The organism is Thalassospira sp. ABL2_045, assembly GCF_056161285.1.
This window is the reverse complement of the sequence record NZ_JBSWYV010000005.1, coordinates 117,154-131,212: the sequence shown is the minus strand read 5'-3', so window position 1 is coordinate 131,212 and position 14,059 is coordinate 117,154. Positions and strand designations below refer to the sequence as shown.

The window sequence follows — 14,059 nt, the reverse complement described above, 5'->3', positions numbered from 1 at the left end:
TTAGCCAATTACCTGAGCCATCAACTTGTTACTGAAGGACTCATTGCGTGGATCAAGCGGGGTTGTTGCAGGTTGCTCAGTCTGTTCGGTGGAGACTTCTGTAGGCTCTGCTTCGTTGCTGACGTCAGGCAGGCTGCTTGCAGACGGGGTTGCATCTACTGGTGCAGCGGCCATGATTTCCGAAAAGCTTACAACGCCGTCTTCGTTGGTATCAAGGGGGTCGTAGGTGCCGTCTTCGCCAGGAGATGCAGCGTAGCCCGTCAACGTTTCGTCAGAGCTGCTCTCAGTCTCTTCGGCAGTTATTGCGCCAGGAGGCGGAGCCATGGCAGCAAGATAATCTTTTTCGGAAATGCTATCTGAGTCTGAACCCGCCATAACGTTCCAAAGGTTTTCTGACATCTCTTCGGTCACGTCATCAGGGGCAGCAGACATGAATTCATCTTTGCTCAGTGTACCGTCACCATCTGCATCCATGTCTGAAAACAATTGCTGAGCATCAAAGCTGCTGTTGCCATCTGTCGTCGTGCTCGTTTCCTGCAGTTCCATAAGCATCGACAGAATGGAATCTGACAGTTGGCCGGTAATGGCCTCACTTTTCGACGTCAAATCAGTCATGGCGTCCGAGCTGTTCTCGCCGCTGTTCTGAAGACTGAAAAGTGCAAGCGAGCCAAATGCTTCTGCGCCCGACACGGTATCTGTGCCGGAAGTGGAATTCGCATTTTGACCGTTTTGACCAAGTAACTGGGCAATGTTGCCGCCCATGCCGTTGATACCGCTCATTTTCCTGCCTTGATTGAGAATTGCTCTGATGCTTAAGCACACGTATAGGTCGGCAAAAACTGGCGCAAAAAATTCAACTCAAGTTGAAAAACGGTGCATTTAGCGACGATTTTGCACGAACAGGGAAAATTGCACGGCCGTTGCGGATGCAAGGCTGGCTCTTGATGCGGAGCGTGATATATATGCCATCATGATGGATGATCCGTTCGAAATTGATGAATTCGCCGCCAGCCCCGAAATGCGTCTGGCCGACACACCGACCCCGGCATATCTCGAAAACCTGAATGCCGAGCAGCGCGATGCTGTGGAAACCCTTGATGGACCGTTGCTGGTTCTGGCAGGGGCGGGGACCGGGAAAACGCGCGTGCTGACCACGCGGCTCGCACACCTGCTTGAAACCAAGTCGCAGTCCGAGCGCCTGCACCCGCAGCAGATCCTTGCCGTGACCTTTACCAACCGTGCGGCAAAGGAAATGCAGGAACGTGTGGCGCAGGCGCTTGGACGGCCGGTTGAAGGCTGGTGGTTGGGGACCTTCCACTCGCTTTCGGCGCGCTTGTTGCGCCGGCATGCCGATCTGATCGGGCTGCAGTCAAACTTCACCATTCTTGATAGCGATGATCAGGTCCGCCTGCTCAAGCAGATCATGGATGCCGAACAGATTGATCCGAAAAAATGGCCGGCCAAGCAGCTGATGGGGATCATCCAGCGATGGAAGGACAAAGGGCTGACGCCTGAGCGGGTCAATGAAAGTGTCGAGTTCGCCAATGGCGGGGCCAAGCATCTTTACAAGATTTATCAGGAACGTCTCAAAGTCCTGAATGCCTGCGACTTTGGTGATCTGTTGCTGCATTGCCTGACGCTGTTCCAGCAGCATCCGGAAGTTCTGAAGCAGTATCAGAATACCTTCCGTTACATTCTGGTCGATGAGTATCAGGATACCAACGTGGCCCAGTATCTGTGGCTGCGGGCCATGGCCATGGTTCATCGCAATATCTGCTGCGTTGGGGATGATGATCAGGCGATTTATAGCTGGCGCGGGGCCGAGGTCGGTAACATCTTGCGGTTCGAGACGGATTTTCCCGGCGCCAAGGTTGTGCGTCTTGAACAGAATTATCGGTCCACGCCGCATATTCTTGCGGCCGCGTCCAAACTGATCACGTTCAATGACGGACGCTTGGGCAAGCAGCTTTGGACGGAAATCGATACCGGCGAAAAGGTCTTTGTCAAAGGTGTGTGGGACGGTGAAGCCGAGGCACGCCTGATTGGAGAAGATATCGAAGCCCTGCAAACCAAGGGTGTCGGCGCATCGCAGATTGCCATTCTGGTGCGTGCCGGGTTCCAGACCCGTGAATTTGAAGAACGCCTGATTACGCTTGGCATTCCGTATCGCGTTGTTGGCGGCCCACGCTTCTATGAGCGTCAGGAAATCCGGGATGCACTGGCTTATATCCGCCTTGTTGCACAACCCAACGACAGTCTGGCGTTTGAACGTATTGTCAATGTGCCCAAGCGCGGGGTGGGGAAGGCAACGCTTCAAACCCTGCATCAATATTCCCGCGATCAGGCGATATCGCTGCCCGATGCGGCGCGCGATCTGATCGATACCGAAGAACTCAAACCCAAGATGCGTCAAAGCATCGGCGGGCTTTTGGGTGATTTCAAACGCTGGCGTGAAATGCTTGGCAACAGCAGCCATGTCGAGGTCGTCGAGACCGTCCTTGATGAAAGCGGCTATACCGACATGTGGCGGGCCTCCAAGGAGATCGATGCGCCGGGGCGGCTCGAGAACCTTAAGGAACTGGTTTCCGCGATTGGCGAGTTTGAAAACCTCACAAGCTTCCTTGAGCATGTGTCGCTGGTGATGGAAAACGCGCAGAACGATCACGAAGAAAAAGTCACGATCATGACCCTGCATGCTGCCAAGGGGCTTGAGTTTGACTATGTCTTCCTGCCCGGCTGGGAGGAGGGCGTATTCCCCCATCAGCGCGCCATGGATGAAAGCGGGGTCAAGGGCCTCGAAGAAGAGCGTCGTCTGGCCTATGTCGGCATAACACGTGCACGCAAACGCGCGACCATTTGCTATGCCGCCAATCGGCGCATCTATAACCAGTGGCAATCTGCCCTGCCATCGCGCTTTGTCGATGAGTTGCCTGATGAGCATATCGAACGCAGCAGCGATACCGGCCTGGGTGGGCATGGGGGCAATCATTCCCCGGGCGCCTGGGGGGCGGATGAATGGATGAAGATGCCAAGCTGGGCCAGCGACGGTGCATCGGATCGCAACAAGACATTGGGCGCAGGGGATCGCAAATTTGCGTCCAGCGGTTGGCAGGATCGCGTGCGCAAGAATGTGATTGATGTGAAGCCGGACGGGGAAACCAGCTACACCACCAATTCGAAATCGTCGAAATACAAGGTTGGCGATACGGTGCGTCATCGCAAGTTCGGATCGGGCACTGTGCGGTCCGTGGATGGCAACAAGCTTGAAATCCACTTTGAAAGTGTCGGCACGAAGAAAGTGGTCGACAGCTTTATCCTGCCGGGGTAAGCCCCAGCCAACTTTTCGGATCACCGATTTAACCGGGCAGTGAAGTTTCGCCGCCCACACAAGCGAGAAGCGATATGACCGAACCCGTTCTTTGCTACAACTTCCAGTTCGAAGTTGATGGCGCCCATGCGCAAGTCTTTGCCGACGCGCTGTTTGATTACTGCGATGCGCTGTCGCATTTCGAACGTGATGGCGATCCGACAGCGCCCTGGCGGGTTGAAGGCTTTTCTGGCGAGATGTTTGACAAGGGTGCTGTGGAAACCGCGGTTTCAATCATGGCATCTGCTGTTGGTATTGAAACACCGTCGGTAACGTTCGGGACGTATGAGCCGAAAGACTGGGTGGGTGAAAACCTGCGCAGCTTCAAGCCGATCTCGGTCGGGCGGTTCTTTGTACATGGCTCGCATTGGGACGAAGAACTCCCGGTCGCCAAAACCGCGCTGCAGGTTGATGCCGGTCTGGCATTCGGATCTGGTGAACACCAAACCACCAAAGGGTGTCTCGCGGCCATTGACTGGCTGGCGAAACGTGGCCCGCGTTATAACGCGCTCGACATGGGCTGTGGGTCCGGCATTCTGGGTATGGCCTGTGCCAAAACATGGCGCTGCCCGGTGATGATGGCAGATATTGATGCGGCATCGGTGCGCGTTGCCCGCGAAAATGCCAAAACCAACAAGGTTGCCGACCTTGTCACGGCCATTCATTCAAACGGTTTTCAGGATTCCCGCATCAGTGACGCCGGTTATTACGACATCGTTTGCGCCAACATCCTTGCCCGCCCGCTGCGCGCCATGGCGCATGACCTGACCAACACGCTTTCTGAAGACGGCGTTGTGATCCTGTCGGGTCTTTTGGCGCATCAGGAACAGTTTGTTCTGTCGGCCTATCGCGAAGTCGGGTTGTCTTTGATCAACCGATTCAAGGTCGAGAACTGGACGACACTTGTCGTTGGCTAACACATAGCATTTTAAAATCGAACGGTTTTGGCGGCTGCCCATCAGATCAGGTGGGCAGCCGTTTTTTGTTCTGCCTGTGGATCAATTTCCATTGAGGCTGACTTGCGCGCAAGGGGGCGATTCTTGCCGTCCCAGCCATCGATTCGCGATCTAATTGCGCAACAGCGATCAAAATCACGGTATCGGCTGAGCTCCCCGGCTGATCTGCAATCACTGGTTTGTGCCAGAATTTCCGCGAAATACTTGGCGAAAGCCCGTTGCTGCGCATGAAATCCGCTCTGTCATCTTCTGCGTATGTTGCAATATACAATACCAACGGATAGGTTCTATCTATTCACTGGTAGTGTCGTGCATCGCATAGGGAGAGGACCGATTGAGCGAGCTTGAGCACCGTATTCTCGTTGTTGATGACGAGCCCCCCATCCGTAAACTGCTTGCACGTATTCTCGAACGTGCCGGGTTTGAGGTGGTGGTCGCATCGGACGGTCTGGAAGCGCTCGATAAAGTGCGCGGTGATGCGTCACTGCGTCTGGTCGTTTCTGATTTGCGCATGCCAAATTGCGGTGGGCTGGAATTCGTCAAACGGGTGATAGAGGAATACAAGCGCGACTTTGAGTTTATCCTTCTGACCGGCGATGGGGACAAGTCGGATGCGGTTACCGCACTGCGTCTTGGCGTGCGCGAGTTCCTTGATAAGCCGATTGAGCGTGCCGATCTCGAACGCGCTGCCCTGGATGCACAGGCGCGCTTGTTGGAACGCGACCGCGAAGGGGAACGGGTTCGCAAGCTTGAACTTGAAAATATCAGCCAGTCAAAAACCCTTGATGACATCACCCGCAAACTTGGCGGTGCCGAGCAGGAAATGATCGACCGGCTCAGCCTGATTTCGCAGTACAGGGATATTGAAACTGCCGAACATTGCGTGCGTGTCGGCTTGTACTCGCAGCTGCTGGCCGACATGGCCGGTTTGGATCAGAATGTTCAACGGACCATCCGGCTGGCGGGTATTCTTCATGACATCGGCAAGGTCGGGGTGCCTGATGATGTGCTGCTCAAGAACGGCAAGCTGACCGACGAAGAATTCAAAACCATGCAGCGCCATACCGAGATCGGTTTTGCCATGCTGAGTTCTTCGGATAATCCCGTGATCGAACAGGCAGCCGTGATTGCGCGCTATCATCATGAACATTGGGAAGGGTCGGGATATTGTGCCGGACTGTCTGGCAACGATATCCCGATGATCGCCCGGATTGTTTCACTGGCAGACGTCTATGATGCGTTGCGCAGTTCACGCCGCTACAAGCCGCCCTATGCCCATCTGGAAGCCGTCGAAATCATTACCAAAGGCGACGAGCGGACATCACCTGAAATGTTTGATCCCATGCTTCTAGGCCTTTTTGCCGATCATCACGGCCGCTTTGAAAGCATCTATAACAGTATGCCCGACCAGTTGGTCTGACAACGGAACCTGACAGCCCATGCCGCAAAGATTAAACGCCATTCTGGGTCAGACCAAAAACCGCATTGCCGATTTCATGCTTGTGGTCATGTCGATTGGCGGTCTGCCAGCGCTTGTGGCATCCATGCTGCGCGAGGCAAGCCAACGCTCGCTTGCTGTCGAGGTGATCCATCTGGCCATTTTTGTTCCTGTTGTCATTTGTCTTGCTGCGCGCAAGCGCCTGTCCACGCGGTTCAAGTCACGTGTCATCGCGACGGCAATGACGGCGATGTCGTTGCTTTATCTCGTCAAGTTCTCGCCTGCCAGCGGCATGGCGATGCTGATCGTCGCAACCGTGATGGTTGCGCTTTTCTGGTCGCTGTCGATGACGGTTCGATATGCGGTGTTTTGCTTTTTGGCGATCATCGGCGTTGGCGTGATGCGGGTTTATGGTCTGGACGGTGGCCTGATCGGGGATAGCGGCAGTGTACCCCACACAATCCCTGTCTGGGGATCGGTGCTGTTTGGCTATACCTGGATGAGCGCATCCATTGTTGTTGGTGTCGTCTGGATGCGACAGGCGCTTTTGCAGATGAGTGTCGATCAGTTGCGTTCACAGAATGAACTGATGTCGGGCAAGAAGTTTCTTGAGCAAATCCGTGAAAGTGCAACCGAGGTCGCAAACCACTTTTCGTCGCTTGATCGCATTGAAAATGCATCTTTCCGCCCGACATTGAAGCGTTTTGCCACTCTGATGAATTGCGAACGCGCCAGTCTTTGGCTGCAAAAAGATGATGGTGACGTCGAGTGTGTCGGGTTGTTTGATGCCAACAACCCGACAGCCAAACATGACGGGATGGTGCTGAGACGTTCCGACTTGCCGCGATATTTCGCAGCCCTTGAGACCGGACAGATCGTAGACGCGGAAGACGCGTTGGAAGACCCGCGAACATCCGAGCTCAAAGACGCCTACCTGATCCCGATGAACGTCAAGTCGATCCTTGATGTTTCGCTGATTTCTGCAGCCGGGCGCCTGGGTATACTGTGTTTTGAGGCGGTCGGTCGCAAAAGATCCTGGCGGCCTGATGAAATTGTCTTTGCGCACACTGCTGGCGGATTGTTAGCCGCGGCAGCAGGCATGAAAAGCGTGATGGAAGCCAATGATAAACTCAGCTTCTCGCGCCGTCGTTTTGAGGCGGTCGCCAATTACACCTATGGCTGGGAAAGCTGGATCGCGCCGGACGGGAAACTGATCTGGGTGAACCCGGGCATCGAACGTGTTTTGGGTTACACGGTTGATGAATGCATGGCGCTTGATGACTATCCTCTGTCATTCGTTGCGGCCGAAGATCGTGATCGCGTGCGACACTATATCAGCGAGGGCCTCGAAGGCCTTTCGGGCAGCGACCGCGAATTCACGGGTGTTCACAAGGATGGCCGGCGGATCGGTATTGATATGTCCTGGCAGCCGATTGCTGACAGTGACGGTGGCAATCTGGGCATTCGTATCAGTTGCCGAGATATCACTGAACGCATGCGCTACAGACGCGATCTTGAAGTCGCAAAAAGCGAGCTCGAAGCCAATCAGCGCCGTCTTCGCGCGCACTTTAACAATGCCAAAATCGGTGTGTTTTACTGGACGCCGGATCGCACCATTATCGAGGTCAACGAAACCGCCTGTCATTTGTTTGGCTACAGTGCCGATGAGATGGTGGGCAAGAAGCTTGAACTTCTGGTGCCAGAAGAAGATCGCGGGCGTCTGCGGACCTTGATCAAGCGGATCATGGAGACGCAGAACAGTGTCAATAACCGGTTCGAAAACACTAGGAGTGATGGAAGCCGGATCATCTGTGAATGGTATGAAAGCCCGATCTTTGATGCCAATGGTGAACTTGACTGTATCGCAAGCTTCGCGCTGGATGTGACAGAGCGTGAACGCCATCAGGGAACGCTTGAATCGATTTATCGCGGTATTCGCTTCCAGGTCGGTGAAGGGTTCTTTGAGAACCTGACGCAGGTTCTGTGTGAAACGCTTGATATGACCTATTGCCATGTTGCGGAAATCGTCGGGGACCGGGTGAAATCCGTGGCATATTACTCACCGGAAACCGGGCGCGGGGGGCTTGACTTCGCTCTCGCAGGATCGGCCGGGGAACGGGTTCTCAAGGAAGGTGTCTTTGTCTGCAAGGACAATTTCCAGAACATCATGTCTGATGTAAGCCGGGTGACCGATATTGATGTTGTCGGCTATGTCGGGGCAGCACTTTATGACAATGAAGGCAACCCGAACGGCATTCTGGTAACCGTATCGGACAAGCCGCTGGGTGATCCGGAACTGGCCCGATCGATTGTCGAAGTATTTGCCTCACGGGCCTCTGCCGAACTTCAACGTCTGCAATCCGAACGCAAACGTGAAAAGCTTGAACAACAGCTGCGCCATTCTCAGCGCATGGAAACCATGGGGGTGCTGGCAGGGGGTATTGCGCATGATTTCAACAATATCCTGCAACCCATCAGCGGCTATGCCGAACTGCTTTATACCGATCTGCCCGAAGATTCGCCGCTGCGTGATGATGTGATGGAAATTCGGCAGGGGGCGGACCGCGCGCGTGATCTGGTTCGCCAAATTCTTGCCTTCAGCCGCAATTCCGAAACCGAACGATCACCGATTGATGTCGGTTCCATGATCAAGGGGACCGTGCGGTTTGCCCGTGGGTCCCTGCCATCAAGTGTCTCGATCAAGGTGGAGCTGGGCGCGAAATCCATGACCGTGATGGGCAACGCCACACAGCTTGATCAGTGTCTGATGAACCTGATTACCAATGCCTATCACGCGGTCGGCGATCAGGGCGATATCCGGGTGAAGGCAAGCCCGTTTGAGGTCACCGAAGACAGTCTGGAAATGCACCCCCTGTTGTGTTCCGGGCGCTATATCCAGATCAGTGTGGTGGATAATGGTGTGGGCATGGAGCCCGAAACAGCCCAAAAGATCTTTGACCCGTTCTTTACCACCAAAGAACCGGGCAAGGGGACGGGACTTGGTCTGTCGACCGTGCACGGGATCATTGCCGGACATAAGGGCGAAGTTTCCGTCTATAGCCGTTTGGGGCAGGGCACCCGCTTTTCCATTCTGCTGCCCGAACATGACCGTGAAGCACCAGAGGAAACACGCGGCACAGAGGCTTTGACTGTGACCTCTGGTGGCAGGCTTGCTGTTGTCGATGACGAAGAAAAGAACCTGAAGTTGTGCGCACGCATGTTGGAGCGGATCGGCTATTCAGTCGTCACCTTCAACGAAGCGTCCAAGGCGCTTGAAGCACTGATCAAGCCCGATGCGCATTTCGATGGGATTCTGACCGACCAGACAATGCCCGGCATGACCGGTCTGAAACTGGTCGAAAAACTGCGTGAGGCGGGCAATGACATTCCGGTCGTGGTCATGACCGGCTATGCGTCTGACGAGGTCACGGAGTCTTTCAGGGCGTTTGGGGTTTCGCGCATTCTGGCCAAGCCGCTTGATATCATGGAACTTCATGATGGTTTGGCCGACGTGATTGGCAAAGCCAAGGATGCGGAAAACCCAAACGCCTCTGCCACCAAACAGGCGGATGCGGACCTCGGGGACGTAAAATAGGTGGGTTGGTTTGTCTTTTAACGACCACCCGACACGTCGATGATGCTGCCCGTCACGTAGGAGGCATCTGATGAGATCAGCCAAAAGATGCTTTGGGCAACCTCGTTGGGATCACCAGCGCGCCCCAGTGGACAGGATGGCCCCAATTCGGCAATCCGTTCCGGGCGCCCGCCACTTGCGTGAATGTCGGTTTCGATAATCCCCGGACGTACAGCATTGACGCGGATACCCATCGGGCCGAGTTCCTTGGCAAGACCGATGGTCAGGGTATCAATCGCGCCTTTGGACCCGGCGTAATCAACATATTCGCCCGGTGATCCAAGTTTTGCCGCCACGGAGGACACGTTCACAATGGCCGTGCCGGAATGAAGGCTGCGTGCTGCTTCGCGGGCGACCAGATAGGCCCCCAGAATATTGGTGTCAAAAACGGATTTCATGCGCTCGATATCCATATCCGCAAGCGTACTTTGCGGGGCGACGATGCCGGCATTATTCACCACACCGTCGATGGATCGGAACCTGTCGCGTGCGGCGTCAAACAGGGCAACAACATCCTCTTCAAGACGGACATCGCATTTGCGCGCGATCACGTTGCCGGTGACACCGGCGCGTTCGCACAGTGCGGATGTTTCGTCCGCACTGTCCTGATTGCCAACAAAGCTGAACGCAACGTTCCAGCCCTTGGATGCAAACAAGACGGCTGTGGAGCGCCCGATGCCGCGCGATCCACCGGTAATCAGAACTGTCCGGGCCATTTTTGCTCCCACTCCGCATCATGTTTTGGTGTTTTGGCCACTATGACGTGCCAGATTGGAATTGGTCAAAAAGAAACGGCCCTGCTGTGGAGAAGCAGGGCCGTTTCAGAGGGAAAAAGACAAAAATGCCGCAAGGATCATGAACCGTGATCCTGCGCGTCGTCATTTGATGTCAGACCAACCCAGGCGGGACTGATCCGTTATTCCGTGCCTTGGGCATCGTGCTGATCATATGGGATACGATCAGCGATGTCGTCTGCCGGATGGGCAGGGCCAATATCAAGACCGAGCGCAGCTTTTTGACCGAGGGTCAAGCGCTCAAGGCCGTCATAGGCCGTCTGGCGACGACGAGATTGTATGACGCTCAAGGCAGTAATAGGAAAACGGATCACCGTTTATGGTCTCCAGCAAATTGACGTCCCGACGGGCCATCTTTTTGTCACGGGACTGTCATACGTTAACCTTTGACTAATGTGCATTGCGAAGGTTGCAAGGCATTCATACGCCGGATGCATGCACCGGTATTTCCGGCGTCCAAAATGGCGTAGCATAACGATGTGGCGTTTGGTGCTTGCACCACATCGGTACAAACCCTTACATAAGTCGTACCACCCGCCCGATGCCCCACAGGATGAAAGAGGATCTTCATGGCCATTTCCGGTGATGCTCAACTTGCCAAGCTGCTTGACGCCGCCAATGTCGACAAGGATGTTAGCGCTGTCATTGATCTGATTGACGGTGTTCTGGCCGCCGCCGAAGGCAGCACGCGAGAAGACTGGATCGATCTGATCTGTCCTTCCCCGGATGACGCATTGCGCGCCGAGTTGCTGGCTTTGCGCGACGAACGCAAAAGCCGCTTTAAAATGGCCAAGGATGATTTTGACGCCGCACACCGCGTTGATGCCCTGCGCACCTATCTTGCCGCCAAGGGCGTTGATGGTTTTGTCGTCCCGCGTGCCGATGAACATCAGGGCGAAAATGTCCCGGCCCGGGCCGAACGTCTGTCATGGTTGACCGGCTTTACCGGGTCCGCCGGGGCGGCGGTTGTTCTGCGTGACAAGGCCGCGGTTTTTGTTGATGGCCGCTATACCATTCAGGTCCGCCAGCAGGTTGATCGCGACCTGTTTGAATACCGCCATCTGGTCGAAGAACCGGTGGTGGGGTGGCTGCACGACAATCTGAAATCCGGGCAAAAACTGGCCTATGATCCTTGGCTGCATACCGTGCAGCAGGCAAACCATCTGCGCTCTGCTTGTGATGCCGCCGGGGCGGAGCTTGTCGCCATTGATACCAACCCGATTGATGCCATCTGGCATGCCCAGCCGCATCTGCCACTTGGCCCGGTGCGCCCGCATCCGATGGAATATGCCGGGAAGTCCTGCTTTGAAAAACGCACTCAGATTGCTGAAATCCTGTCACGCATTTCGTGCGATAGCGCCATTTTGTCGGCGCCTGACAGCATTGCCTGGCTTTTGAATATACGTGGCGCCGATGTGCCGCAAACGCCGCTGGCCCTTGGCTATGCGATCATTAATGGTGATGCCTCGGTCGATCTGTTCATGGATGAGCGCAAGGTTGCCACAGAAACCGTCGCCTGGCTGTCGGGCGAGGCAACTTTGCGCGCACCGGGCGAAATTGCCGGTGCCCTGCAGGCGATGGGAAATCAGTCCGTGCGTCTGGATGAAGCCACAGCCGCCGACTGGCTGCGCATGCAGCTTACCGAAGCTGGCGCAACCGTGCGTGTCGGGCGTGATCCGGTTGCTATTCCCAAGGCGTGCAAGAATGACGTCGAACTCGAAGGATCGCGCAAGGCGCACAAACGCGACGGCGAGAAGATCATCCGGTATTTCAAATGGCTTGATGAAGCCGCAAGCGGTGGTGACATCGATGAACGTGCGGCAGCCGACATGTTGCTGTCGATGCGGGCCGAAGATCCGCTTTTCCGCGATTCAAGCTTTGAAACCATTCCGGGCAGTGGTCCGAACGGGGCGCTTTGCCATTACCGCAACACCCCGGAAACCAACCGCAAACTTACACCGGGCGAGATTTTCCTGATTGATTCCGGTGCGCAGTATCTTGATGGCACCACCGATATCACCCGAACGACCGTGATTGGTGAGCCGACACAGGAACATCGTGATCGCTTTACCCGTGTGCTGAAGGGGCATATTGCGCTTGCACGTGCCGTGTTTCCGGTGGGCACCACCGGACAGCAGCTTGATACGTTGGCGCGCATGCCGCTTTGGGAAGCCGGGCTTGATTTTGACCATGGCACGGGGCATGGCGTTGGCAGTTACCTTGGTGTGCATGAGGGCCCGCAACGCATTTCCAAGGCGCCAAACAAGGTGGCGCTGAAGCCCGGCATGATCGTTTCGAACGAACCGGGTTTCTATAAGGAAGGCGAATACGGCATCCGGATTGAAAACCTGATTGCCGTGACCGAAATCGATGCGCCGATTGGTGCAGATCGCAAGATGCTTGGCTTTGAGACGCTGACCTTCTCGCCGATTGATCGCAAGCTGATTGATCCGGAACTGATGACCAAGGACGAGTTGCAGTGGTTTAACGATTACCATGCACAGGTCTATGCGATGTATGCCGATGATCTTGATGAGGATCATCGTGAATGGCTGCAAAAAGCAACGGCGCCGATCAAAAAGAAACAGGACTGACCCCAAGGGGCGAGATGCACGCAGCAAGGCCGCGTCGGTTTCTGGCGCGGCTTTTTGCATCCTCGCCACTGACAAACCGGATCGAATGTCGCTATAAGACGGTATTGGATCGATTCAAGGAAAGCGGCAAACCGCTTCTGAAAGTTGGAGGAACATATGGCTGAAGTCGAAGCCCAGTGGATGGCAAATCCTGATCGCTATCAGGATGAAAACTGGAACCGTTGCGGGCGCAGTGGATTGCTTTTGCCGAAAATCACGCTTGGTCTGTGGCAGAATTTCGGTGGCGTGGATGTTTATGAAACCCAGCGGGCCATGATCCGCCGTGCCTTTGATCGTGGCGTGTTTCATTTCGACCTTGCCAACAACTATGGGCCGCCGCCGGGCTCGGCCGAAGAGAACTTTGGCAAGGTTCTGTCGCAGGATCTGAAATCCCACCGTGACGAGTTGGTCATTTCAACCAAGGCGGGGTATCGCATGTGGCCGGGACCGTTTGGCGAATGGGGATCGCGCAAATATCTGATTTCAAGCCTTGATCAAAGCTTGAAACGGATGGGCCTGGATTATGTTGATATCTTCTATTCGCACAGGGTTGATCCCAACACCCCGCTTGCCGAAACCATGGGCGCCCTTGATCAAATCGTGCGGTCCGGTAAGGCGCTTTATGTCGGGATTTCATCCTATTCACCGGAAATGACCCGCGAAGCACATGCGATCCTTAAAGACATGGGGACGCCATGCGTTATTCATCAGCCGTCCTATTCGATGGCCAATCGCTGGGTTGAGGATGGTCTGCTTGATACCCTGGCGGAACTTGGCATAGGCTGCATTGCCTTCTCGCCGTTGGCACAGGGACTTCTGACCAACAAGTATCTGAATGGGGTGCCCAAAGATTCCCGTGCCGCACTCGAAGGATCGTTCCAGCCGGGCATGCTGTCAGACGAAAACCTTGATCGTGTTCGCGCGCTCAATGAAATCGCCAAACGCCGTGGGCAAACCCTGGCCCAGATGGCGATTGCCTGGGTTCTGCGCCGTCCCGAGGTAACCTCGGCCCTGATCGGAGCGCGCCACGTTCAGCAGCTTGACAACAGTCTTGATGCGCTCAATAACCTTGAATTCAGCGCAGAAGAACTTGCCGAGATTGATAAATATGCCGGTGATGGTGGTGTGAACCTTTGGCAGAAATCCTCGGACAGTAAGGCACCTGTCTGAATCTGATGCTACACATGATGATGAAAACCCCGACCACAGCATCCTCCGGTCGGGGTTTTTGTTTGGG

General features: G+C 55.1%; 11 protein-coding genes. 7 read left to right on the top strand and 4 right to left on the bottom strand.

Annotated features, from left to right (window positions below):
- Positions 1–780, bottom strand: a complete 780-nt coding sequence (locus tag ACXAIA_RS09760) for an EF-hand domain-containing protein (RefSeq protein WP_475349154.1) — start codon at positions 778–780, stop codon at positions 1–3.
- A gap of 193 nt (positions 781–973) precedes the next feature.
- Between ACXAIA_RS09760 and ACXAIA_RS09755 the strand changes: the two genes are divergently transcribed.
- A complete protein-coding gene (locus ACXAIA_RS09755; RefSeq protein WP_475349246.1) occupies positions 974–3,328 on the top strand; it encodes a UvrD-helicase domain-containing protein in 2,355 nt (784 codons plus the stop codon).
- A 74-nt stretch (positions 3,329–3,402) separates the two neighbouring features.
- The gene (locus ACXAIA_RS09750; RefSeq protein ID WP_475349153.1) at positions 3,403–4,284 is read left to right on the top strand and encodes a 50S ribosomal protein L11 methyltransferase; all 882 of its coding nucleotides are present in this window, start codon (positions 3,403–3,405) and stop codon (positions 4,282–4,284) included.
- 46 nt (positions 4,285–4,330) lie between these two features.
- On the opposite strand, the gene ACXAIA_RS09745 is transcribed toward ACXAIA_RS09750, so the two are convergent.
- A complete protein-coding gene (locus ACXAIA_RS09745; protein WP_475349152.1) occupies positions 4,331–4,552 on the bottom strand; it encodes a hypothetical protein in 222 nt (73 codons plus the stop codon).
- A 105-nt stretch (positions 4,553–4,657) separates the two neighbouring features.
- On the opposite strand from ACXAIA_RS09745, the gene ACXAIA_RS09740 reads away from it, so the two are divergent.
- Complete coding sequence (locus tag ACXAIA_RS09740; RefSeq protein ID WP_475349151.1) at positions 4,658–5,743, top strand: HD domain-containing phosphohydrolase; 1,086 nt, start codon at positions 4,658–4,660, stop codon at positions 5,741–5,743.
- Between the two features lie 19 nt (positions 5,744–5,762).
- Positions 5,763–9,356, top strand: a complete 3,594-nt coding sequence (locus tag ACXAIA_RS09735; RefSeq protein ID WP_475349150.1) for a PAS domain S-box protein — start codon at positions 5,763–5,765, stop codon at positions 9,354–9,356.
- Positions 9,357–9,373: 17 nt separating this feature from the next.
- On the opposite strand, the gene ACXAIA_RS09730 is transcribed toward ACXAIA_RS09735, so the two are convergent.
- Together ACXAIA_RS09730 and ACXAIA_RS09725 are read right to left on the bottom strand one after the other, a co-directional pair.
- Positions 9,374–10,111, bottom strand: coding sequence for an SDR family oxidoreductase (locus tag ACXAIA_RS09730; protein ID WP_475349149.1), 738 nt, complete (start codon positions 10,109–10,111; stop codon positions 9,374–9,376).
- A 200-nt stretch (positions 10,112–10,311) separates the two neighbouring features.
- Complete coding sequence (locus tag ACXAIA_RS09725; protein ID WP_475349148.1) at positions 10,312–10,503, bottom strand: hypothetical protein; 192 nt, start codon at positions 10,501–10,503, stop codon at positions 10,312–10,314.
- 255 nt (positions 10,504–10,758) lie between these two features.
- Between ACXAIA_RS09725 and ACXAIA_RS09720 the strand changes: the two genes are divergently transcribed.
- From ACXAIA_RS09720 to mgrA, 3 genes are read left to right on the top strand one after another with little or no spacing between them, the layout of a single operon-like run.
- A complete protein-coding gene (locus ACXAIA_RS09720; RefSeq protein WP_475349147.1) occupies positions 10,759–12,783 on the top strand; it encodes an aminopeptidase P family protein in 2,025 nt (674 codons plus the stop codon).
- Positions 12,738–12,947, top strand: a complete 210-nt coding sequence (locus tag ACXAIA_RS09715; protein ID WP_475349247.1) for a hypothetical protein — start codon at positions 12,738–12,740, stop codon at positions 12,945–12,947. Before ACXAIA_RS09720 ends, ACXAIA_RS09715 begins: the two co-directional genes overlap by 46 nt.
- The gene (gene mgrA / locus ACXAIA_RS09710; RefSeq protein WP_475349146.1) at positions 12,940–13,992 is read left to right on the top strand and encodes an L-glyceraldehyde 3-phosphate reductase; all 1,053 of its coding nucleotides are present in this window, start codon (positions 12,940–12,942) and stop codon (positions 13,990–13,992) included. The genes ACXAIA_RS09715 and mgrA overlap by 8 nt, the downstream gene beginning before the upstream one ends.
- The last annotated feature ends 67 nt before the right edge of the window (positions 13,993–14,059 follow it).